The sequence below is a fragment of the Methylomonas sp. Kb3 genome (genome assembly GCF_002834115.1).
Taxonomy (GTDB): Bacteria; Pseudomonadota; Gammaproteobacteria; order Methylococcales; family Methylomonadaceae; genus Methylomonas; species Methylomonas defluvii.
Window position 1 is genome coordinate 462,705 of sequence record NZ_PIZT01000069.1, and the last position, 22,889, is coordinate 485,593.

22 protein-coding genes are annotated in these 22,889 nt (G+C 53.0%); 17 read left to right on the plus strand and 5 right to left on the minus strand.

Going from position 1 to position 22,889, the window contains the following annotated elements:
- Nucleotides 1-73: 73 nt before the first annotated feature.
- The 10 genes from ccmA to hemN are packed head-to-tail and all read left to right on the plus strand — an operon-like array spanning nt 74 to nt 8,236.
- Nucleotides 74-706: a cytochrome c biogenesis heme-transporting ATPase CcmA gene (ccmA, locus tag CWO84_RS23240; RefSeq protein ID WP_101055525.1), complete on the plus strand. Its 633-nt coding sequence runs from the start codon at nt 74-76 to the stop codon at nt 704-706.
- Nucleotides 697-1,371 carry a heme exporter protein CcmB gene (gene ccmB / locus CWO84_RS23245; RefSeq protein WP_101055526.1) on the plus strand — a complete coding sequence of 225 codons (675 nt, stop codon included), beginning with the start codon at nt 697-699 and terminating at the stop codon, nt 1,369-1,371. Before ccmA ends, ccmB begins: the two co-directional genes overlap by 10 nt.
- Nucleotides 1,371-2,132: a heme ABC transporter permease gene (locus tag CWO84_RS23250; protein ID WP_101055527.1), complete on the plus strand. Its 762-nt coding sequence runs from the start codon at nt 1,371-1,373 to the stop codon at nt 2,130-2,132. The genes ccmB and CWO84_RS23250 overlap by 1 nt, the downstream gene beginning before the upstream one ends.
- Nucleotides 2,129-2,296, plus strand: a complete 168-nt coding sequence (gene ccmD / locus CWO84_RS23255) for a heme exporter protein CcmD (protein WP_033158069.1) — start codon at nt 2,129-2,131, stop codon at nt 2,294-2,296. The genes CWO84_RS23250 and ccmD overlap by 4 nt, the downstream gene beginning before the upstream one ends.
- Nucleotides 2,293-2,727 carry a cytochrome c maturation protein CcmE gene (gene ccmE, locus CWO84_RS23260; RefSeq protein WP_101055531.1) on the plus strand — a complete coding sequence of 145 codons (435 nt, stop codon included), beginning with the start codon at nt 2,293-2,295 and terminating at the stop codon, nt 2,725-2,727. The genes ccmD and ccmE overlap by 4 nt, the downstream gene beginning before the upstream one ends.
- Complete coding sequence (locus CWO84_RS23265) at nt 2,724-4,661, plus strand: heme lyase CcmF/NrfE family subunit (RefSeq protein ID WP_101055532.1); 1,938 nt, start codon at nt 2,724-2,726, stop codon at nt 4,659-4,661. The genes ccmE and CWO84_RS23265 overlap by 4 nt, the downstream gene beginning before the upstream one ends.
- 5 nt (nt 4,662-4,666) lie before the next feature.
- The gene (locus CWO84_RS23270; RefSeq protein ID WP_101055533.1) at nt 4,667-5,197 is read left to right on the plus strand and encodes a DsbE family thiol:disulfide interchange protein; all 531 of its coding nucleotides are present in this window, start codon (nt 4,667-4,669) and stop codon (nt 5,195-5,197) included.
- Nucleotides 5,194-5,652 (plus strand): cytochrome c-type biogenesis protein, encoded by a 459-nt coding sequence (locus CWO84_RS23275; protein WP_101055538.1) that lies wholly within the window; start codon nt 5,194-5,196, stop codon nt 5,650-5,652. The genes CWO84_RS23270 and CWO84_RS23275 overlap by 4 nt, the downstream gene beginning before the upstream one ends.
- On the plus strand, nt 5,649-6,857 hold the full coding sequence (gene ccmI / locus CWO84_RS23280) for a c-type cytochrome biogenesis protein CcmI (protein ID WP_101055540.1): 1,209 nt from the start codon (nt 5,649-5,651) through the stop codon (nt 6,855-6,857). Before CWO84_RS23275 ends, ccmI begins: the two co-directional genes overlap by 4 nt.
- Nucleotides 6,857-8,236: an oxygen-independent coproporphyrinogen III oxidase gene (gene hemN, locus CWO84_RS23285; protein WP_101055541.1), complete on the plus strand. Its 1,380-nt coding sequence runs from the start codon at nt 6,857-6,859 to the stop codon at nt 8,234-8,236. Before ccmI ends, hemN begins: the two co-directional genes overlap by 1 nt.
- 299 nt (nt 8,237-8,535) lie before the next feature.
- On the opposite strand, the gene ald is transcribed toward hemN, so the two are convergent.
- On the minus strand, nt 8,536-9,651 hold the full coding sequence (gene ald, locus CWO84_RS23290; RefSeq protein WP_033158062.1) for an alanine dehydrogenase: 1,116 nt from the start codon (nt 9,649-9,651) through the stop codon (nt 8,536-8,538).
- A 263-nt stretch (nt 9,652-9,914) separates the two neighbouring features.
- Between ald and CWO84_RS23295 the strand changes: the two genes are divergently transcribed.
- Nucleotides 9,915-11,576, plus strand: coding sequence for a DUF87 domain-containing protein (locus CWO84_RS23295; RefSeq protein WP_033158061.1), 1,662 nt, complete (start codon nt 9,915-9,917; stop codon nt 11,574-11,576).
- 246 nt (nt 11,577-11,822) lie between these two features.
- On the opposite strand, the gene CWO84_RS25200 is transcribed toward CWO84_RS23295, so the two are convergent.
- Together CWO84_RS25200 and CWO84_RS24575 are read right to left on the minus strand one after the other, a co-directional pair.
- The gene (locus tag CWO84_RS25200; protein ID WP_276308167.1) at nt 11,823-11,951 is read right to left on the minus strand and encodes a hypothetical protein; all 129 of its coding nucleotides are present in this window, start codon (nt 11,949-11,951) and stop codon (nt 11,823-11,825) included.
- Between the two features lie 22 nt (nt 11,952-11,973).
- Nucleotides 11,974-12,150: a hypothetical protein gene (locus CWO84_RS24575; protein WP_165786419.1), complete on the minus strand. Its 177-nt coding sequence runs from the start codon at nt 12,148-12,150 to the stop codon at nt 11,974-11,976.
- A gap of 309 nt (nt 12,151-12,459) precedes the next feature.
- Between CWO84_RS24575 and CWO84_RS23305 the strand changes: the two genes are divergently transcribed.
- The 5 genes from CWO84_RS23305 (at nt 12,460) to CWO84_RS23325 (ending at nt 18,111) form a co-directional block, all read left to right on the plus strand.
- The gene (locus CWO84_RS23305) at nt 12,460-13,422 is read left to right on the plus strand and encodes a PQQ-dependent catabolism-associated beta-propeller protein (RefSeq protein WP_101055542.1); all 963 of its coding nucleotides are present in this window, start codon (nt 12,460-12,462) and stop codon (nt 13,420-13,422) included.
- Entirely contained in the window at nt 13,419-14,156 is a 738-nt protein-coding gene (locus CWO84_RS23310; RefSeq protein ID WP_101055543.1) for an ABC transporter ATP-binding protein, read from the plus strand. Before CWO84_RS23305 ends, CWO84_RS23310 begins: the two co-directional genes overlap by 4 nt.
- Nucleotides 14,153-14,962, plus strand: a complete 810-nt coding sequence (locus CWO84_RS23315) for an ABC transporter permease (protein WP_101055544.1) — start codon at nt 14,153-14,155, stop codon at nt 14,960-14,962. Before CWO84_RS23310 ends, CWO84_RS23315 begins: the two co-directional genes overlap by 4 nt.
- 351 nt (nt 14,963-15,313) lie before the next feature.
- The gene (locus CWO84_RS23320; protein WP_101055750.1) at nt 15,314-16,888 is read left to right on the plus strand and encodes a peptide chain release factor 3; all 1,575 of its coding nucleotides are present in this window, start codon (nt 15,314-15,316) and stop codon (nt 16,886-16,888) included.
- A 275-nt stretch (nt 16,889-17,163) separates the two neighbouring features.
- Nucleotides 17,164-18,111, plus strand: a complete 948-nt coding sequence (locus CWO84_RS23325) for a histone deacetylase family protein (protein WP_033158056.1) — start codon at nt 17,164-17,166, stop codon at nt 18,109-18,111.
- Nucleotides 18,112-18,138: 27 nt separating this feature from the next.
- Here the strand turns inward: CWO84_RS23325 and CWO84_RS23330 are convergent, their stop codons facing one another.
- On the minus strand, nt 18,139-18,630 hold the full coding sequence (locus CWO84_RS23330) for a cytochrome P460 family protein (protein ID WP_051670240.1): 492 nt from the start codon (nt 18,628-18,630) through the stop codon (nt 18,139-18,141).
- A 240-nt stretch (nt 18,631-18,870) separates the two neighbouring features.
- Between CWO84_RS23330 and CWO84_RS23335 the strand changes: the two genes are divergently transcribed.
- Nucleotides 18,871-20,946, plus strand: a complete 2,076-nt coding sequence (locus CWO84_RS23335; RefSeq protein WP_051670258.1) for a carbon starvation CstA family protein — start codon at nt 18,871-18,873, stop codon at nt 20,944-20,946.
- Nucleotides 20,947-21,087: 141 nt separating this feature from the next.
- Here CWO84_RS23335 and leuB read toward each other — a convergent pair whose 3' ends face one another.
- Nucleotides 21,088-22,194 (minus strand): 3-isopropylmalate dehydrogenase, encoded by a 1,107-nt coding sequence (leuB, locus tag CWO84_RS23340; RefSeq protein ID WP_033158055.1) that lies wholly within the window; start codon nt 22,192-22,194, stop codon nt 21,088-21,090.
- Between the last annotated feature and the right edge of the window lie 695 nt (nt 22,195-22,889).

A 22,889-nucleotide genomic window follows, 5' to 3' on the forward strand; every position in this document is an offset into this window, starting at 1 on the left:
GCAAATTACTAACTCTGGCTGCCTTGATGATAAGATAGCGCCCCTCATAACAGATCAACCCCAGGACGGATGAATGGAAAGCTCGCAACACGCTTCGCTGCAAGCCAGTGAATTATCGTGTTTCCGCGATGAGCGCTTGTTGTTTTCCAATTTGAATTTCAGTTTGCACGCCGGCGAGACCTTGCTGCTGGAGGGTGCCAACGGCAGCGGCAAGACCTCGTTGTTGCGCATTCTGTGCGGATTTAGGGAAGCCGATGCCGGCGAGATTTATTGGTGCGGCACCAAAATCGCCGACAGCAGCTATTACGAAGACATGGCTTATGTGGGTCATGCCGATGGTACAAAAAAGGAATTGACGGTGCTGGAAAATTTGAAGTTTGCGCTGGCACTAGGTAGTGCAGGCAAATATGACATCGAGCAAGCTTTGGACAAGGTGCAACTGGCCGGTTTTGACGATAATCCGGTACATACCTTGTCGGCCGGCCAAAAGCGCCGGCTATCGCTGGCTCGGTTATTGATCACGCATAACTTGCTGTGGATACTCGACGAACCTTTTACCTCGCTGGATAGGCAAGGCATCAAATTGATAGAATCGCTGATGGCCGAGCACATCGAGCACGGTGGCATGGCGGTTTTGACCTCCCATCACGACCTGAGCATGGCCGATCTCAATCTGCAACGCATCCATCTGCAAGCATGCCAATAATCCAGGCTTTTTGGGCGATCATTCGCCGCGATTTGTTGCTGGCGTTTCGGCGCCGTGCCGAAATGGCCAATCCGCTGTTTTTTTTCGTGCTGGTAGTAACCTTGTTCCCGCTGGCGGTTGGCGCGCAACCCAATCTGCTGCGGGCGATGGCGCCGGGCGTGATTTGGGTGTCCGCTTTGTTGGCGGCCTTGTTGTCGCTGGATGGTTTGTTTCGTAGCGATTTCGAGGACGGTTCGCTGGAGCAAATGCTGCTCAGTCCGCATGCCTTATCGGTATTGGTGCTCGGTAAGATCATCGCCCACTGGCTGGTGACCGGTTTGCCTTTGTTATTGGTGGCGCCTCTGCTGGCGGTGTTTTTGGGATTACCGCAGCAAGCGATGGGAACTTTATGGCTGACATTGATCTTAGCTACTCCGCTGCTGAGCCTGATCGGCGCTATCGGCATGGCGTTGACGGTCGGTTTGCGCCGGGGCGGCATGTTGTTGTCCTTATTGGTATTGCCTTTGTATGTACCGGTGTTGATCTTTGCTAGTGGCGCTGTCGATAGGGCCGCCAGCGGCTTGCCGGTGGGCGCCCAACTATATATTTTATTGGCCATGTTGTTGTCGGCACTGGTATTGGTGCCGCTGCCGACAGCGGCCGCGTTAAAAATGAGTGTTAATTGATGTCTTGGATACCTGCGCCGGTTAGCCGGTTTTTTCACCGTACTTCTTCGCCACCCCATTTTTATGCGCTGGCGGATCGTTTTATTCCCTGGTTGACCATTGTTTTTTTGATTTTGTTGGTTTCCGGCCTTTATCTGGGCTTGTATCGGGCTCCAACCGATTATCAGCAGGGCGACAGTTACCGGATCATTTATATCCATGTGCCGGCGGCCTGGATGTCCTTGTTCATTTACGTGCTGATGGCGGTGATGGGCGGGATTGCGCTGGTCTGGCGCATGAAACTGGCCGAAGTGATGTTGATCGCCAGCGCGCCGATCGGTGCCGGTTTTACCTTTGTGGCCTTGGTGACCGGTTCCTTGTGGGGCAAACCGATGTGGGGCACTTGGTGGGTTTGGGATGCGCGCTTGACCTTTGAGTTGATCCTGTTGTTTCAGTATCTGGGGGTGATCAGTTTGTACGGCGCCATCGAGGATAAGCGCTCGGCGGCGCGGGCGGTGTCAATATTGGCGCTGGTGGGTGTCGTCAACGTACCCATCATTCATTATTCGGTGGAATGGTGGAACACACTGCATCAAGGCCCGACCGTCAGCAAGATGGATAAGCCCTCCATTCACCTCAGCATGCTGGTGCCGCTGTTGCTGATGGCAGTGGCCTTCAAATTTTATTATTTGATCGCGGTATTGCAGGCCGCAAAACTGGAATTATTAAAGCGCGAAACCAGCTCGCAATGGGTGAAAGCGCTGCTGGAGAAACAAGCATGAGCTGGGAAAGCTTTTTATACATGGGCGGTTACGCCGTTTACGTCTGGCCGGCTTACGGCGTGACCGCGCTGGTATTGATCGTCAACATCGTTTGGCCGGTGCTGCAACGCAAGCAGTTACTGCGGCAACTCACCATTAAACAAAAACGCACGCAAGCACGATGAAACCGATACGAAAACAGCGTTTGATATTGATCGTTTTAATGTTGGCGGTGCTGGGATTGGCCGCAACCTTTGCGCTAAAAGCCTTTAACGAAAATTTGATGTATTTTTTCTCGACCAGCGATGTGGCGTCCGGCAAGGCGCCAGCCAATTCGCAGTTTCGCTTGGGCGGCATGGTGGTCAAAGGCAGCGTGGAGCGGCCCAACGCCGATTTATTGGTGCGCTTTAAACTCAGCGACTTCGAAAAGGAAGTGACGGTGGAATATTCAGGCATCTTGCCGGATTTGTTCAGGGAAGGGCAGGGTATCGTTGCCAAGGGGGCGCTGGATAGCCGCGGCGTGTTCGTGGCGGAAGAAGTGCTGGCTAAACATGACGAGAATTACATGCCGCCCGAAGTGGCCGGCAGCTTGAAAAAACCGGCGGCGCAGCCATGATCCCGGAAATCGGCCACTTCGCTTTGATTCTGGCCTTGTGCATGGCAATTGTACAAGGCATCTTGCCTATTTTCGGCGCCGGAAAGTCTATTACCGGTTGGGTGCATGTCGCCAAGCCCGCCGCGTTCGGGCAATTTCTGTTCATGGGCGTGGCTTACGGCTGTTTGACCGCCAGCTTCATCAGCCACGATTTTTCGGTGGCTTATGTCGCGCAAAACTCCAATACCGCGTTGCCGTTGATCTACTTGATTTCCGGGGTATGGGGTGCGCACGAAGGTTCCTTGTTGCTGTGGGCCTTGACCTTGTCGATCTGGACCGCGCTGGTCGCGGCATTCAGTGCGCATATCCCCGATGCCACCCGTGCCAGAGTGTTAGGGGTAATGGGCTTGGTCAGCATCGGCTTTATCCTGTTTTTATTGCTGACTTCCAACCCTTTCGAGCGCTTGTTCCCGTTTCCGGCCGAAGGCCGCGATTTAAATCCCTTGCTGCAAGATCCCGGTTTGGCGATCCATCCGCCGATGCTATACATGGGCTATGTCGGCTTCTCGGTGGCATTCGCGTTTTCGATAGCCGCGTTGCTGGAAGGCCGCTTGGACGCGGCCTGGGCGCGCTGGTCGCGGCCCTGGACCAATATCGCCTGGATGTTTTTGACCATGGGTATCACCTTGGGCAGTTGGTGGGCTTATTACGAACTTGGCTGGGGCGGTTGGTGGTTTTGGGACCCGGTGGAAAATGCTTCCTTCATGCCCTGGCTGGTTGGTACCGCCTTGATTCATTCCTTAGCTGCCACCGAAAAACGGGGCGTGTTCAAGACTTGGACAGTGTTGCTGGCGATTTTCGCGTTCTCCTTGAGCTTGCTCGGTACCTTCCTGGTCCGTTCCGGGGTGTTGACCTCGGTACATGCCTTCGCCAGCGATCCGGCGCGGGGTTTGTTTATCCTGATCTTTTTGGCCGTGGTGGTCGGCGGTTCGCTGTTGCTGTACGCGATACGCGCGCCGCAGGTGAAAAGTCACGCGCGTTTTGAATTGGTTTCCAAAGAATCGGTACTTCTAGTGAATAACGTGTTGCTGGTCGTCACCGCCGCCAGCATTTTGCTGGGTACTTTGTATCCCTTGGTGGTCGATGCCCTGGGACTAGGAAAATTGTCGGTGGGTCCGCCGTATTTCAATGCGGTGTTTATTCCGCTGATGGCGCCCTTGGCCTTGGTAGTTGGCTTGGGTGTTTTGATGCGCTGGAAAAGCGACGACTTGAAAGCCTTAGGCTCACGGGTACGCTGGCTGATCGCTGCTTCTATCGGCTTGGCGTTGCTGACGCCACTGTCCATGCCGTTTTATTCCTGGGGCGCGGCTTTGGGTACCGGCCTGGCTTTATGGACTTTGGCGATCACCGGCTTGGCGTTCAAACAACGTCTGCAAAGCTGGTCAATCGAGCGCCTGAAACAAATTCCAGCCGGTTTTTACGGCATGACCTTGGCGCATATAGGGATCGCGGTGTTCGTGATCGGGATTACCTTTACCTCGGTGTACAGCATCGAGCGCGATGTACGTTTGGCGCCGGAGGAAACCCTGGATTTGTTCGGTTACGTGTTTCAATTCCATGGCGTGAAAAGCACCGAAGGACCCAATTACCGCGCCGAGCAAGGTTATCTGACTGTCAATCATAACGGTGCCACTGTTGCTGAGTTATCGCCGCAAAAGCGGGTGTACCGGGTGCAAACCATGCCGATGACCGAAGCCGCTATCGATGCCGGCGTGTTCCGCGATTTGTTCGTGGCCTTGGGTGAGCCTTTGGATAAACAAGGTGCCTGGAGCTTGCGGGTTTACTACAAAGCCTTCATTCGCTGGATCTGGATGGGCGGGGTGTTCATGGCTCTGGGCGGCCTGATTGCCGCCAGCGACCGCCGCTATCGTTTGCTTAACAAGCCTCTCGCGTAAAATTAATGAAATATCTGTTACCGCTGCTGTTGTTCATCGCCCTGTCGGTTTTTTTGGCGATTGGTTTAAAACTCAATCCCCGCGAAATCCCCTCGCCGCTGATCGACAAACCCGCGCCGGCCTTTAATCTGCCGATTCTGGCAACGCCGGAACAGCGCCTGAGCCAAACTGATTTTAAAGGTAAAGTCTGGTTGTTGAATGTCTGGGCATCCTGGTGCGTATCCTGCCGAGAAGAGCATCCGCTATTGATCGAGCTGGCTAGGCAAAACAAGGTGTTGCTGGTGGGTTTGAATTATAAGGACGAAGCACAGGCCGCCAACGTCTGGCTGAGCAAACACGGTAACCCTTATAACGTCAGCGTGATGGACACCGATGGCCGCGTGGGTATCGATTACGGCGTGTACGGCGTACCGGAAACCTTCGTGATCGATAAACGCGGCGTGGTGCGATACAAACATACCGGTCCTGTGCAGCCCGGCGAGCTGGAAAGCATTTTTCTACCGCTGATTGAAAAACTGGAGGCGGAAAGCGCATGAAAACTCTCCATGCCTTGATCTTGTCGCTGTTTGTGTTTCACGCCCAAGCCGAGATCGAATACCGTGACTTCAAACAACCCGAGCAGGAACAGGCTTATCAAACCCTAATTTCCGAACTGCGCTGCCTGGTCTGTCAAAATCAAACCATCGCCGATTCCAACGCCGACCTGGCCAAGGATTTGCGCCGGCAAGTCTATGAAATGCTGCAGCAAGGCAAATCCCGGCAAGACATCGTCGATTTTATGACCGACCGTTACGGCGATTTTGTGATGTACAAACCTGCCTTGAAACTAAAAACCATGCTGCTCTGGTTGGGGCCGGTTCTGTTCCTGGTCATCGGCTTGGCCACGGTCTGGGTGTTGCGCAGCAAAACCAGTACCAGCGAGGACCAATCGCTAACGAAAGAGCAACAAGCCAAGCTAAACAGCATTTTGGAAAAAGGTGACGACTCGTGAATCTTGAGTTTTGGCTAGTGATAGCCGGTTTAATCGTGCTGGCGTTGTTGGTGTTGCTGCCGCCATTATTTAAAAAAACGCCGCTACGTTACGCCGATGGCGAACAACGCAATACCGCAATCGCTCGTCAACAACTGGCCGAACTTAAACTGCAATTGCAAAACGGCGTGTTGTCGCAGGAGCAGTACGATGCTCAATATCGCGAATTGCAACTGACTCTGCTGGATGACCTGGAAGACGATGTGCCGGCCGTGCCCAGCGCCAAAACCGGCCGTTGGATGGTGTCTGTCGTCGCGATTACGCTACCGCTGCTAAGCCTGTTTTTATATGGCTTGCTCGGCGAACCGCAAGCCTTGGTCAAAGCCGAATTGGCGGCGAACAATCAAAAAGCGGCCGACAATGTCAAAAGCATGGTCAACAAACTGATAGAGCGTCTAAAACAGCATCCGGAAGATTTGGAAGGCTGGATGATGTTGGGACGTGCTTATGTTTACGCACAACAATATCAGGACGCCGCCAACGTATTTGCCGAACTGAATCGCCGTAAACCCAACGATCCGGCCGTCATGCTGCATTATGCCGATGCCTTGTCGATGGCGCGTAACGGCCAAATGGACGGCGAACCAAGCGAGCTGGTGGAAAGAGCCTTAAAGCTGGTGCCGGAAGACCACACCGCCTTATGGTTGGCCGGCATGGCTAAAGCGGAAGCCGGGGATTTTGCCCAGGCAATCACGCATTGGAAGAAATTATCCGCTCTGCTGCCTGCCGACGACGAATCCCAGGCGCAATTGCAAAAAATGATACAAATGGCCGAAGCGGAACAGCAAAAACCGCAAGCGCCGGCATCATCGGCGGCGGCTATAGATATTACTGTGAAAGTCGAATTGGATGCGGCACTCAAAGCCAAAGCAGAACCGCAATACACCGTGTTTATCTATGCGCAGGCCGTCAACGGTCCAAAAATGCCGCTGGCCATCGTCCGTAAACAGGTTTCTGATTTACCAGCCAGCGTGGTATTGAACGACAGCATGGCGATGCAACCGCAAACCCATCTGGCCGATTTCAAACAGTTGCGCATCGTTGCCCGAATCTCCAAAACCGGTAATGCCATGCCGCAAGCCGGCGATTTGATCGGCACGGCGCAGCTGGATGCTGTATCGGCTAATCCCAGCGTCAGCATCACCATCAATCAAGAAGTACAGTAATGGACCAATCAATTCAATTCGACCTGGACTTGATCAAACGCTACGACAAGTCCGGGCCGCGTTACACCTCGTACCCCACCGCGCTGGAATTGCACGAGGGCTTCGGCGAAGCCGAGTATTTGCAGCATATTCAAAAATCCAACGCCGGCGGCGGGCCGCTGTCGCTGTACTTTCACATCCCGTTCTGCGACACGGTGTGTTTTTATTGCGCCTGTAACAAGATCGTCACCAAAAATCGCTCCCATGCCGTGCCCTACCTGGATAACTTGTGCAGGGAAGTGGCGATGCAAGGTGCGTTGTTCGACAACAGCCGGCCGGTCAATCAGCTGCATTGGGGAGGCGGCACGCCGACCTTTTTGAACTACGAGCAAATGAAACGCTTGATGGATACCACCCGCGAGCATTTCAATTTGTATGATGACGACAGCGGTGAATATTCCATCGAAGTCGATCCGCGCGAAACCAACGACCGGACCATCGCCCAATTACGCGAGCTGGGTTTTAATCGCATCAGTTTGGGTTTGCAGGATTTCGATCCGGACGTGCAAAAAGCAGTCAACCGCCTGCAAAGCAAGGAACAAACCTTTGCTGTACTGGAAGCTGCGCGCAAGGAAGGCTTTCGCTCAACTAACATCGATCTGATCTACGGCTTGCCGTTGCAAACCGTGAAAAGCTTTGCGGATACCTTGGGCCAGGTGCTGGCCTATGCGCCGGACCGGTTTTCGATCTTTAATTACGCGCACATGCCCAGCCGCTTCAAAACCCAGCGGCAAATCAACGATGCTGATTTACCAACGCCAGCCGTGAAGCTGGAAATCCTGCAAATGGTAGGGCAAAAACTCACCGATGCCGGCTATGTTTACATTGGTATGGACCACTTCGCCAAACCGGACGACGAACTGGCGGTGGCGCAACGCGAAGGCAAGTTGTACCGCAACTTCCAGGGATATTCGACCCATTCCGATTGCGACTTGGTGGGTTTGGGCGTGACCTCCATCGGCCGGGTCGGCGATGCTTACATGCAAAATTACAAAGAACTGGACGAATACGACGCGGCAATTTCCCAAGGCAAATTGCCGGTGTTTCGCGGCGTGGATCTGGATGAAGACGACAAATTGCGCCGGGCGGTCATTACCCAACTGATTTGCCATTTCGAACTGACTTTCAGCAAAATCGAAACCGAGTTTGCTATCCATTTTGCCGAGTATTTTGCCCTCGAGCTGGAACAACTGAGGCAGATGAAAGCCGACGGTTTATTGGATTTAGACGCCGACGGTATTCAAGTATCCACCGCCGGCCGCTTGCTGATCCGCAATATCTGCATGGTGTTTGACAAATACCTGGCGCGGAAACAGCAGCAATTTTCTAAAGTGATCTGAGCCAAGGCGCGGAGTGGGTTTCGAATTGATAACCCGATAAAGCGCGTTGAGTCGTCCCAACACAGCTTAACTTTACTTTATGGGATTTGAGCAAATGTCTTGATCCCGGTGCGGAAGCGAGTATCCAGTGCCGTGGATGGTAAGCTCGGCCCCATCTGTGGTGACCCGACTTTGGCAATCCCAGACCAAATCATGCACACCTTTCAGCGTCTGACAACGTAGAATTAAGCGGGAATATGAATCCCCCGGTTTTGCCGGGGGATATTTACAAATTATTTTGGCCGGTCGGGGCGATGGGTTCAGCTCAAGAACTGCTCCGGCGGCAGATAATTAAAACCAAATGCGTCGGCAATCCCTTGGCAAATAACATTACCGCCCACGATATTCAAGCCTTTCAGTAACGCCGAATTGTCCCGCAATGCTTGTTGCCAGCCTTTATTGGCGAGTTGTAGAGCATAGGGCAGGGTGGCGTTGGTTAACGCCAGGGTCGAAGTGCGCGGTACAGCGCCGGGCATGTTGGCAACGGCATAATGCACGACATTGTCGATGACATAAATCGGATCGGCGTGGGTAGTGGGGTGGGTGGTTTCCACGCAGCCGCCTTGGTCCACCGCGACATCGACGATGACCGCCCCCGGTTGCATCGATTTTAAATCGTCGGCCCGGATCAGCTTGGGTGCTGCGGCCCCGGTGACCAATACGCCGCCGATGACCAGGTCCGCCGTGCGAATTTGTTCCAGGATGGCATGACGGCTGGAAAACAACAGCTGCACGTTGGCCGGCAAAATGTCGCTAAGTTGGCGCAGACGTTCGAGCGACAAATCCATGACTGTGACTTGCGCGCCTAAACCTGCCGCCATTTTTGCCGCCTGCGTGCCGACCACTCCGCCGCCCAAAATCAAGACTTTGGCCGGTAATACCCCCGGTACGCCGCCGAGCAACATGCCGCGGCCGCCGTACAGTTTTTCCAGATAATGCGCGCCTTCTTGCACCGCCAGCCGGCCGGCTACTTCGGACATCGGCGTCAGCAAGGGTAACTCGCCGGTCGGCAACTGCACGGTCTCGTAGGCGATACAGGTAGCGCCGGATGCCAAATGTGCTTCGGTTAGCGGGCGATTGGCGGCAAAATGAAAATAGGTGAACAGGGTTTGTCCGGGACGAATCCGCGACCATTCGGGTTCTATCGGTTCCTTGACCTTGATAATCATCTCAGCGGAGTCCCATACAGGTTCCGGACCGTCCACCAACTGTGCGCCGGCGGCTTGATATAGCGCGTCTTCAAAGCCGGCGCCAACGCCGGCGCCGCTCTCCATCGTGACGCTATGGCCGGCGCTCACAAGCGCGGCAACGCCGGACGGTACCACCGATACCCGATTTTCGTTAGGTTTGATTTCCTTGGGTATGCCGATTTTCATATTCACCTCTTGTGCAATATTAAATGATGCCGGTTTGATGACAGCAATAATCAGACCGTATGGCTTTGTCAGTCAAAAGTGTCAAATGTTCAACGACTTACTCTTACGAGCCTAGCGCCATGTTGTCGCGTTTGTAGCGATTTGTTCGCCATTTTGGCGCAAAAGCGCTGTGCTGTCCCAGGCGGTTGCCTAGACTGCTCTGGACGGGACGGGCCGTAAAAATCGTCTAAGCTTAGCCCAGCGGCTTTACCAGAGAGAACATCATGACCCAACAAACGCAAAACATCCTGATCGGCCATTTAACCGAAGTCAGAGGCGACGGTATGGATGCCCGTATCACTGAAGAACATTCAACAGCGGCGCCCATCATCAAACTCGGCGATGAAGAAATCCTGGCCGGCCATATCGGTTCGTACGTGGTGATCAGGCAGTCGCATATAGGCGTGTTGGCGCTGGTGTTCAAAATGTGGGAACGCGATCGTTTCGACGCTGCCGGCAATCGTGCAACCGACCGTTTTATTGCCTTAATCCCGGTCGGCGAGTTGAACGAAAACAATATCTTCATTCGCGGCGTGCGGCATTATCCGACGCCGGGCGCGGCGGTTTATGCGGTTGGGCTCAGCGAGATCAACGCGATTTTTTCCAAATTCCGCGATTACGAATTTTTTATTGGGCAGCTGGCCAGTCACAAGGATTATCACCTGAGCCTGGACCCACGTGCGTTGTTTGGCCGGCATTTTGCGATTATCGGTCAATCCGGTTCCGGTAAATCCTGGACCGTCACCAGCTTGATCCAGCACACCATGAAAGCCATGCCTAAGACCCATATGATCATGCTGGATCTGCACGGCGAATACTGTTGGAAACGCCCGGACGGCAGTATCGAATCGGCATTTCCCGAAGAGCAAGTCAATTACGTGGATGCCATGGATTTGGAGATGCCGTACTGGATGATGTCCTATGCTGAGTTGGTGGACTTGTTCATTGATCGCGATGACAGAGGGGCCTCGATGCAGATGTCTTTCATGCGCGAAGTGCTGCAACAATTGAAGCGTAAGGAAGCCAAAGCCATTGGTCTGGGCGTGGTATCGATAGACACGCCGATTTATTTTTCGCTGGCGGAAATGTATATGCAATTCAAAGCCGCCAACGAAGAGCGCAAGGATTTCGGTAAAACCAAGGGTGCTTTATTCGGCCAGTTCGACGAGTTTCTGGTGACGATGCAGAGCCGTTTCAACGACGTGCGTTACGACTTTTTGTTAAAACCCAAAAAACGCAACAACTCGGCCAGCATGGCGGATTTGCTCCGGCAATTCGTCGGTCTAGGGCAAAAAAAAGCCAACATTACCGTGGTCGATCTTAGCTCCGTACCGACCGACGTGCGGCCGGCGGTGTCCGCGCAAGTTGGGCGGCTGGCGTATGAATTCAACTACTGGAACCCGCGCCGCCGCGAATTTCCGATCACGCTAATCTGCGAAGAAGCGCATGCCTATATCCCGCGCGAAAAAGGCGGCCAATTCGACGGCACCAAGCGGATGATGGAGCGGATCGCCAAGGAAGGCCGGAAATACGGGGTCTCTATCGGCGTGGTTAGCCAACGGCCCACCGAACTGTCGGAAACCATGCTGGCGCAATGCAGCTCGTTTATTTGTCTGCGCACCACCAATCCGGACGACCAGCAGTATATTCGCGGCCTAGTGCCGGAGGCCGAGGGCGATTTGGCCGACATTCTTAGTTCGCTCGGCCGGGGGGAAGCGTTAGTGCTCGGCGAGGCTGCGCCGTTGCCGACCCGGGTGCAAATCTATAGGCCCAATCCGGAGCCGAAAAGTAACGATGTCGATTACTACACTAGCTGGCGCGAAGGCCCGGATGACCTGGATGTGGAAGGTATCGTCGCGAACTGGCGGACGCAGAATCGGCATTAAAAATCAGGGGGCTGGGTATCTCGTGGTTTATATTCCAGCCAGGAAGAAGAGGCCCTATGAGATGATCGTCGCCAAGCTCGCCGGGGGTAAGTCAGTCATGTCTATGCTGTTCGTTTTTGGGATCGGGCCACAGCAAGTGTGAATGCTGCGAGCTTAGTTTGGGTGTTGTAGCGGGCCGGCGTTGCTTTTGCAGATAAGGGCATCTCTGCGCAACAGTGATTGGTCGGTAATCCGACAGTAATCAACTCAAACCAAGTCACAGGTATCGAAAAACAGTTCCAATCTATCCAGCTCACAGTTGGCTAACTCCAGTGCGGCATCGAAGGTTTGAACATCATCGGCTTGCGCCGCGATGTCCAGCATCAGATCGCACATGCTTCCGGTTTTAAGCAGAGAATCATGCTTTTTTCCAATGTTTTCCAGTTGGTCTTCCGTTATTAGGTAAATTTTCATTTCTATGTCCTTGGCAGCCTGAATTTAACAGCAATTGATCTTGTGTTTCCAAATTAAGTTTTTTGGCAACTTGCTCTGCCGGTTTTTGCGATGCAAATAACAAATGGCGAGTGTTGTGCATATCTTCGCCTTGACAGTAGCTGATCCGGTATTGTTCTAGGGTACAGGGTGCAGCGTTTTTTACCCGCGGTGGCGATATTTAACGGTCGGATAAATTAGGATAATTTCCCTACGCGCGAAGGGATGTAAACCCGTCGAGCTTCGGGTTAAACTTCCCACCCGCAGGGGAGGGCATTGCTTGTGATAGGCCGTGTTAGCGGTTTTATATCTATCCATCTCCGCTGACTACATCGATTTGTTGGTGAAGCGTTATCTCTCGTTACACTAAATAGACCAGTAAAATGACATCAGGCATACCAAGGAAAAGTTTATGCACCCGATAAAAATGGCCGGAATGGCCGCCATCTTATTTGCGACGGCCGCGCAAGCCGAAACCGTATTCGTCACGCTGGAAAAAGATAACGCGATTGCGGTACTCGATCCCGTCGAAGGCAAACTAGTCAAAACCGTACCTGTCGGTCAGCGGCCACGCGGGATCGCGATTAGCAAGGATGGCAAGACGCTGTTCGTTGCTACCAGCGACGATAACACCATCCGCATGATCGATTCGGAAACGCTCAAGGAAATTGGCAAACTACCGTCCGGCGAAGATCCGGAAACTTTCGCGTTAAGCCCGGACGGCAAATTTATGTACGTATCCAACGAAGATGACGCGGAAGTAACAGTCATCGACATCGCCGCAAAAAAAGCCGTTGGTAAAATCAAGGTAGGCGTGGAGCCGGAAGGCATTACGGTCAGCCCGGACAACAAATGGACCATCAGCGCCTCGGAAACCACCAATATGCTGCACTGGATCGATACCAATAGCCGCCAGATTGCGGATAACACGCTGGTCGATCCGCGGCCGCGCGCGGTAACGTTTGCCGACGATAGCCAGCAATTATGGGCGACGTCAGAAATGGCCGGCACGCTGACCATTATCGATGCGGCGTCTAAACAGATCGTGCAGAACATCAAACTGGACGTCCAAGGCGTCAGTAGCGATCAGATTCAGCCGGTGGGGATCGCGATTGATAAGGAACGCCGTTACGGCTATGTGGCGATGGGGCCGGCTAACCGCGTGGCGGTAATCAATGCCCAAACCTATAAAGTGGAGAAGTTTTTATTGGTTGGGCAACGGGTTTGGAATCTAGCGTTTTCGCCGGATCAAAAGCGTTTGTACACCACCAATGGTGTCAGCAACGATGTTTCGATCATCGATCTGGAAAACCATAAAGTGACCAAATCGGTGGCTGTGGGCCGTTATCCCTGGGGCGTGGCGGTTAAACCATGACCGAGATTGCCTTAGCGGTTGAAAACTTGAGTTTTGCTTACGGCGCGAAAAAGGCGCTGGATGCCGTGAGTTTTAACGTGCAGTCCGGCGAATGCACCATCTTGCTCGGCCCTAACGGTGCAGGCAAAAGTACGCTGTTTTCCTTGATCACTCGGCTTTACGATGCCAGGGAAGGGCGCATCGAGCTTTGCGGTTTTGATCTTAAAAAGCAAAGCCTGCAAGCCTTGGCGCGCTTGGGTGTGGTATTTCAGCAGACCACGCTGGACCCGGACTTGTCGGTCACACAAAACCTGCGTTACCACGCCGCCTTACATGGTATAGGCCGCAAAGCCGCCGACAAACGCATCCAAGAAGAGCTTGAGCGTTTGGCTATGTTCGAACGCCGCGGCGAAAAGGTCAGGCAATTAAACGGCGGCCACAAACGCCGGGTGGAGATCGCCCGGGCCTTGCTGCACAAACCCAGTTTGCTTCTGCTGGACGAGCCCACCGTTGGCCTGGATATGCCCAGCCGTCAGGCTATTGTTAGCCATGTACATGACTTGGTGAAACAGCAAAATCTGGCCGTGCTGTGGGCCACGCATTTGATCGACGAAATCGCCGCCGATGACAGTTTGATTGTGCTCCACAAAGGCCAGGTCAAAGCCAGCGGCAAGCTCTCCGAGATATTGCAGACCACCGGTTGGGCCGATCCCGGCCAGGTATTCCAAAAACTGACTCAGGGGCCGCAAGCATGAGGGTTTTACATTACTGGCGGGCAACGCTTGGCATCGTCGGCCGCGAACTGCTGCGTTTTTTACATCAGCGCGAACGCTTTGTGTCGGCATTGGTGCGGCCGCTGGTTTGGCTGTTCGTCTTCGCCGCCGGCTTTCGCGCCGCGTTGGGCATAGCCATTGCGCCGCCCTACGAGACTTACATTCTTTACGAGGTTTATATCACCCCCGGATTGTTGGGCATGATCCTGTTGTTTAACGGCATGCAAAGCTCGCTTTCGATGGTTTACGACCGGGAAATGGGCAGCATGCGTATGTTGATGGTGTGTCCGTTACCGCGTTGGTTTTTATTGTGCAGCAAGCTGATCGCCGGTACGGCGGTGGGCGTGTTGCAATCCTACGCTTTCTTGGGCATCGCCTGGCTGTATGACATTCAAGCGCCGCTGATGGGCTATGTCTGGATTTTGCCCGCCTTGGTGTTGTCCGGCATGATGCTGGGGGCATTGGGTTTGCTGCTGTCTTCGTTCATCAAACAATTGGAGAACTTTGCCGGCGTGATGAATTTCGTGATTTTCCCGCTGTTCTTCATGTCCACCGCTTTGTATCCGTTGTGGAAGATCAAGGAGTCCAGCGAATTGTTGTCAACCCTGGCGCAATACAACCCGTTCTCGCAAGCGGTGGAGTTGATCCGTTTTGCCTTGTACGAGCAGTTTAATCAACAGGCCTTACTCTTTACCGGCGCGGCGTTTTTGCTGTTTATGGGCGCGGCGATCATGGGCTATAACCCCAGTAAGGGCATGATGGTTAAAAAAGGCGGTGGTGGCGATTAATAGCGAATTGGCCGAATATCCCCCCTAGATGGCCGGCCAATCTCCTGAAGCTAAGCCTTGTGTGCAGAACACCGATAGCCATCGGCTGTTTACCCATTCGTCCTGCGATAAACCAAGCTGCGCATGGCAAAAACCAACCGATAATCTAAAGTGACGACCCGTTTTTAATGACCCCTTGGGTTAATTTTAATTTGCGGCAATTCGAGGATTCGGACGACGTCATCGCCTGGGAAGAATCTACGATATAATTCCAAGATTTTCCGGCAACACGTAGCGCATTGCCGGAAGTGTACTTTTAATTTTGTGTACGTCACCGCGTACACAACTATGCAAATTCAAATAAAGCAATCAATGGAATTTCCTGAATACAAGCGACGCCGCACTTTTGCCATTATCTCCCACCCTGACGCCGGTAAAACCACCATCACTGAAAAATTGCTGCTGTTCGGCGGTGCTATTCAGTTAGCCGGTTCGGTCAAAGGGCGCAAAGCGGCGCGCCATGCCACCTCCGACTGGATGGAGATGGAAAAAGAGCGGGGGATTTCCGTGACCACCTCGGTGATGCAGTTTGAGCACAACGATTGCATCATCAATTTGCTGGACACCCCAGGCCACGAAGACTTTTCCGAAGATACTTACCGAACATTAACAGCGGTAGACTCTGCGTTGATGGTGATCGACGTGGCGAAAGGCGTAGAGGATAGGACCATCAAATTGATGGAAGTCTGCCGGTTACGGGATACACCGATCCTGACCTTTATCAATAAGTTGGACCGCGAAGGCCGTGAGCCTATCGAACTGCTCGACGAAGTCGAAAGCGTGCTAAAAATTCAATGTACGCCGATGACCTGGCCGATAGGCATGGGCAAGCGCTTTAAAGGGGTTTATCAGCTGTATAAAGACGAAATTTTGCTGTTCAGTCCGCACCATGGCGGTCGTATCGCCAAAGCCGAAGTCATCAAAGGCTTGAACAATCCCAAGCTCGACGAGCTACTTGGTTATCAAGCGGAAGAATTGCGCGATGAGATTGAACTGGTAAAAGGTGCCAGTCACGAATTCGATCACGCGAAATATTTGGCGGGTCAACAAACCCCGGTGTTTTTCGGTTCGGCGATCAATAACTTCGGCATCATCGAATTGCTGGACGCTTTTGCCGAATACGCGCCTGGTCCTAGATCACGCCAGGCCGAGCAACGCGAAGTGATGCCCGATGAAGAAAAATTCACCGGCTTTGTGTTTAAAATCCAAGCCAATATGGACCCGGCGCACCGCGACCGCGTGGCGTTTTTAAGAATCTGTTCCGGCAAATTCGATAAAGGCATGAAGGTCAATCATGTGCGCATCGGTAAAAACATCCAGGTTGCCAATGCCATTACTTTTCAGGCGGACAGTCGTAAAAACGTCGAGGAAGCCTATGCCGGCGACATCATAGGCTTGCATAACCACGGCACTATTCAGGTCGGCGATACCTTTACCCAAGGCGAAGTCTTGAAATTCGGCGGCATCCCTTACTTTGCGCCGGAATTGTTTCGCCGCGTGGTATTAAAAGATCCGCTGCGTGCCAAAGCACTGCAAAAAGGTTTGATTCAATTAACCGAAGAAGGCGCTACCCAGCTGTTTCGCCCTCTGAAAAACAACGATTTGATCTTAGGTGCGGTGGGTATTTTGCAGTTTGATGTCACCGCCCATCGTCTAAAAAACGAGTACAACGTCGAATGTGCTTACGACGTTTCGCCGATCAATACCGTACGTTGGGTCAGCGCGAAAAATCCGGCCAAACTGGAAGAGTTTAAGAACAAGGCCTTCGAAAACCTTGCTGAAGATGGTGGTGGCTATTTGGTTTATCTAGCCAGCAGTCGGGTGAATTTGCAATTGACCGAAGAACGCTGGCCGGACATTCATTTTAGTCAGACCAGAGAACTTTGAAAGCTAATTCAAAGCCAATTTTTTAAATCCAAATCATGCGGAATCGCTTACGGCCAAGCGATTCCTGCACAGTTTTTTCACGGCCGATACCATCATTTGTAGCCCTTATTTACCCACGAACCCCCCGCGCCGCTATCTCCCAGCGCAAAAACTCAGATCAATAAAAAATAGGCTAAACACTTAATATTTATAGATATATTTGCACAAGGGATATACACTGCCGAAGCCAATCCGATAAAGATACGACTTTAAGCAACATCCGCAGGAGTAAGCTTATGCGCACACTTTACTATAGTCACCCGGATTTTTTGGGCCACGACACCGGCGTAGCCCATCCAGAGAGCATTGACCGGCTGCATGTGATCGAACAAGCCTTGTCGGCACCCGAATTTGCGCCATTGCAAAGAATCACAGTCGACATTCCCGCCGACATTCTCGATAAGATTGGCCTGGTACACAGCAAGGCCATGATAGCGAAAGTGTTATCAACCATTCCTGAACAAGGTTACGCCAATTTTGACGCGGATACCGTGGTATCGCCCGGCTCCAAACCTGCAGCTCTGCGGGCCGTGGCTGCAGTCTGCGATGCCGTCGATAGAATTTGCACCGGCCAAAACGCCAGGGCTTTTTGCGCCACCCGCCCTCCCGGCCACCATGCCATGCCGGATTATGCGATGGGATTTTGCCTGTTCAACAATATCGCCATTGCCGCCGAATATGCCCGCAGCCGCTACGGCCTGACCCGAATCGCCATCGTGGATTTTGACGTGCACCACGGCAACGGTACCCAGGCGGCTTTTTGCGAGCAGCCGCAAGTGCTGTATGCTTCCAGTCATCAATGGCCGCATTACCCCGGCAGCGGCCATCCCTCGGAAAGCGGTGTCGGGAACGTTATCAACATTCCCCTGCCCACCGGCAGCGGCGGCGAGGTGTTTCGGGATAAATATCGCCAGTCCATTTTGCCGGCAGTGAAAACCTTCAAGCCCGAATTGATTTTGGTTTCCGCGGGTTTCGACGCCCATAGAGACGATCCTTTGGCATCGCTGGACCTAGTGGAAGACGACTATCGCTGGATTACCGATGAATTGCTGTGCATCGCCAATGCCTGCTGCCAGGGGCGAATCATTTCGGCATTGGAAGGTGGATACAATCTAAGCGCATTAGCTGACAGTGTTGCCGCTCATGTCCGCAGCTTGATGGGCAGCCCAACCAGAGGCGAATGAACCGCCTCTCGTCATAAAATACCGCGTTTATTGCAGATTAGGCAGGGTATAAACGTAATCGCTGTCTTTCATAGGCATATGGCAAGCAAAACAAGGTGCGGATTTTTCCTGATCCAACATTTTTAAAGTTTTACCTTCCCAAATACCGAAGCCCCAACCGCCGGTTTCAGCGTATTTCTTGCTGTCTTTCACCATCGCTTCCGCCGCAGTGAATTCGCCTGGCACAGTCGCTTGTTCCCAGTTCGGATGCTTTCTTTCGCCCCACTTAATTTTGGCGATGATGCTGCCGTCCGGCCAAGGTTTGACTTTACCTGCACGCGCGGCAGCGATAGCCACATGGTTACCAACGATGGCGCGTATGCTGTTTTTATCGTGACGTAAAGACACGCCCAACAAACGCCAGTCTCGGTATTCGCCATGTTCGGGTTTAGCAGCCGGTTGGGCTTCCGCGAAAGCCAGGCTAAACGGCATTAACGCCACCGCTGCCAAACATAAGCCGCTGAAAATAGTTCTGTTCATATTCTCGTCCTCCTTTATCAGTAATGGATACAAGCCATTATTATACGCCGGCAGCTTAGCGGCTAACGCCTGTTCAATCCAGCTGAATCAAACCAGTCGATGACAATCGCGAATTAGCGGTAAAACCTGGAAAAACAGCCTGTTTGAAAGCGAATCCGCCAACAGCAATTGACGCTGGCATGCTACCATTTTGCCAACTCTATCACGCAGTACACCGATTACAATCCAAAGGAACCCGCCATGTCTGGCCCTAACAAACAAGTACCGTCCATTTTTTTCTGGGCTTGCGTCGCCCTGACCGGCGCCTTCGCCGTCGGCGGGATTGCTCTGCAACGCGGTGAAAGCATTAATAGTATGTGGCTAATCGTCGCGGCGCTTTGCATCTACGCGCTGGGCTATCGTTTCTATAGCGCATTTGTCGCGACTAAAGTATTGGTATTGGATCCCAGTCGCGCCACTCCCGCAGAGCGTTTCGACGATGGTCGCGATTTCATGCCGACTCACAAATGGGTGGTGTTCGGCCACCATTTCGCCGCGATTGCCGGACCAGGCCCGTTGATCGGCCCAACTCTGGCCGCACAGTTCGGTTATCTGCCGGGTACTTTGTGGATTTTGATCGGCGCGGTGTTGGGCGGTTGTGTCCAGGATTTTGTCACGCTGTTCTTCTCGGTGCGCCGCGACGGCCGCTCGCTGGGGCAAATGGCCAAGGATGAACTGGGCAATATCGGCGGCACGGCAGCGATGCTGGGCGTGATGGTGATCATGGTGATTCTGATCGCGGTATTGGGTTTGGTAGTCGTCAATGCGATGAAACACAGCCCCTGGGCCACTTCCACCGTCGCCGCGACCATTCCGATCGCGATGTTGATGGGTCTGTATTTAAATCAGTTGCGGCCGGGCCGGGTGGCGGAAGCCACGCTGATCGGTGTGTCCCTGTTGATTTTCGCCGTAGTCTGCGGCGGCTGGATCGACGACAATCCGACCATCCGTGGTTGGTTCGATTACGACGCCCCACAACTGGCATTGATGGTGATTTTGTACGGCTTTGCCGCTGCCGTGTTGCCAGTCTGGCTTTTGCTGGCACCAAGAGACTATTTATCCACGTTCATGAAGCTGGGCACCATCAGCGCGCTGGCGATTGCCATCGTGGTGTTACGTCCGGAACTGAAAATGCCGGCCTTGACTCAGTTCATCGACGGTAGCGGGCCTATCTTCGGCGGCAAACTGTTTCCGTTCGTGTTTATTACTATTGCCTGCGGCGCCATTTCCGGCTTTCATGCGCTAATTTCCTCCGGCACCACGCCCAAACTGCTGGCGAACGAGCAAGACGCCCGTTTCATCGGCTATGGGGCGATGATGATGGAATCCTTCGTTGCGATTATGGCGATGATCGCCGCCTCAGTTTTAGAGCCAGGCGTGTATTTCGCGATCAACAGCCCGGCCGGCATCGTCGGCAAGGAAGCGGTGGACGCGGTGGCCAAAATCAGCGGCTGGGGCTTTCCGGTGAGCGTCGACCAAATGCAAACCCTGGCCAAAACCATGGGCGAATCCACCTTGTTTGCTCGCACCGGCGGCGCGCCCTCGTTGGCGGTCGGGATGGCTAGTTTGTTTGCGCAAGTATTTGGCGAGCATCTACTGGCGGCCTGGTATCACTTTGCCATCATGTTCGAGGCCTTGTTTATTCTGACCACGCTCGACGCCGGCACCCGCGTCGCCCGCTTCATGCTGCAAGATATTCTGAGCAATGTTGGTTTGCCTAAAACCAACAGCTATCCCAGCATACTGTTGACCAGCGCTCTGGTGGTCGGGGCTTGGGGTTATTTCCTGTATATGGGCACTATCGATCCCTTAGGCGGCATCAACAGCCTCTGGCCGTTGTTCGGCATCGCCAACCAGATGCTGGCAGCAATAGCCTTATGCGTGGGCACCACGATATTGGTGAAGTCGGACAAACTGAAATATGTGTGGGTCACGGCAACACCCTTGGCCTGGTTGATTATCGTCACCAGCACCGCCGCTTGGGAAAAATTGTTTGCCGCCGATTTGCGGGTGGGATTTTTATCGCATGCCGCAGATTTATCCGCCAGACTTGCCAACGGCGCTCTCCCAGCCGAGCAAGTCAAAAATGCACCGCATTTGATTTTCAACGACTACTTGAACGCCGGTTTAACCAGCTTATTTATGCTGATCACCTGGTTATTATTGGCAGACACCCTGCGGGTGATCTTTTGCGTCATCGCCGGCAAAAACCACCCGCAATCCAGCGAATCGCCGCATATACCCAGCCGTTTGGTTGAAGAGTGGGTAAGGGACTAAAGCATTTTCGAAAAAGTAGGCGTCGCGGCGGATACTGTTTTAATCACCCGTCCTTGACGTTAATACCAGCAACTGGGATACGAGGCTTGTAAAAGCAAAGATAACGCAGCCTACGCCGCGTTATCGTATGGCAAGCCCTTATTAGACCTTAGGCATTTCCCGTAGCTTTGCCACCACTTTGTCGCCAAATTCAACCGTGCTGATCATGGTGACGCCACTGCCGGGTTTGGATAGGTCGGCGGTAGAGTAGCCGTCGGCAAACACGCCCTGCATTGCTGCCCAGACGTTTTTCGCTTCCGCTTCCATACCAAAGCTGTTTTCCAGCATCATCGCCACCGAACCGATCATCGAGTATGGATTAGCGATGTTTTTGCCGGCGATGTCAGGTGCCGAACCGTGCGAAGGTTCGTAGTAAGCTTTTTCAGGACCGATACACGCTGACGGCATCAGGCCCAGCGAGCCCAAAATGCCGCCGCCTTGGTCGCTGAGAATGTCGCCGAACATGTTTTCCATCACCATCACGTCAAATTGGGTCGGTTTCAGACATAGTGCGGTCGCGGCCGAATCGACGAGATAATTGACGATTTGCACGTCCGGGTATTCCTTGGCGACTTCTTCCATCACTTCGTTCCACAGCACGCTGGATTTCAGAACGTTGCTTTTATGGATGTTGTGCAGCAATTTGCGGCGTTTTTGCGCCAGTTTGAAGGCCTGGTGCATGATGCGACGAATTTGTTCCTCGTCGTATTCCAAGGTTTCGCGCACGTAACGCAGCCCTTGCTCGTTGACTCCCGCTTCTTTTTGGCCGAAATACAGGCCGCCCACCAGCTCGCGCACCATGATCAAATCGATGCCATCGCCGATCACTTCCGGCTTCAGCGGCGAGAAATGCGCCAAAGACCTGGGCAGGAAAACCGGGCGAAAGTTGGCGTAGGTGTTATAGCGGCGACGTAGCGGCAACAGAGCACCACGCTCCGGTTGTTTGTCGACCGGGATTTTCTTTGATTCTTCGTGATTCAAGCCTATGGTGCCTTTCAGGATGGCGTCGGCTTGATCGCAAATGTCGATGGTGGCTTGCGGGAAAGCATCGCCGGTTGCGAAGTAAGCGCAGGCGCCGAACAAAGCCGGCATCAGTTCGAAGCTAACGTCGTTACGTTCTTCGATGACTTTCAAAACCTTAATGGCTTCCGCGGTGATTTCAGGGCCGATGCCGTCGCCGGCCAGGACTGCGATTTTGTAGTTTTTCATGAGATGGTGAGTGCTGAGTGGTTAAAGCGTTAAATCAGGAAATTTCTATCGAAAAATAAACAGCGGATTTTAGCAGATTGGTTGCGATGCTTCCCCCGAAAAACAGCCACCCGGCAAACCTAGGCAAAACCTAAATGGAATGGGTTTTGTAAACGTTTTTACTGAATTACCGGGAAGCAAAACCGTTGCTGCAGGGTTGAATAGCCCGTCGAGCTGTTGGATATGGCGGTAATTCGAGTGATTTTCTCAAACGTTCGAGCTCAGAGCCGCAAGGTTTTAGAAATTTTCCGGAACGGCCGAGCTCCGGACTCGAACGATCAAGAAATTTTCTAAAACGCTGCAGTTCTAAACCAAAACGTCCGAGCTTTTTTCTTGATCATTCTCCCTAAGAACTACATCGCTCGAGTTCTGAGCTGAAACGTTAGAGTTATTTTGTCCAATGACCGAGAAAAAAGCTTGGCCGATGGAGAAAATATGTTCAACGGCCGAGTAAAGCGATGGCAAAAAGATAACCAGCAGCCGGCTTATTTGCCGCAGCGCACGTATTCGTCTTTATTGTCCCCAGGCTCCTACATGAGGACTCAGCGACAGACGCTCTGGCTTCCCAGGCATTATACCGCTGGCGCGGCACGGCTGTAGCGTGATTGGTGGTATATTTCGTATGATTCGGTTATTGCACTTCATTAATTACCTCT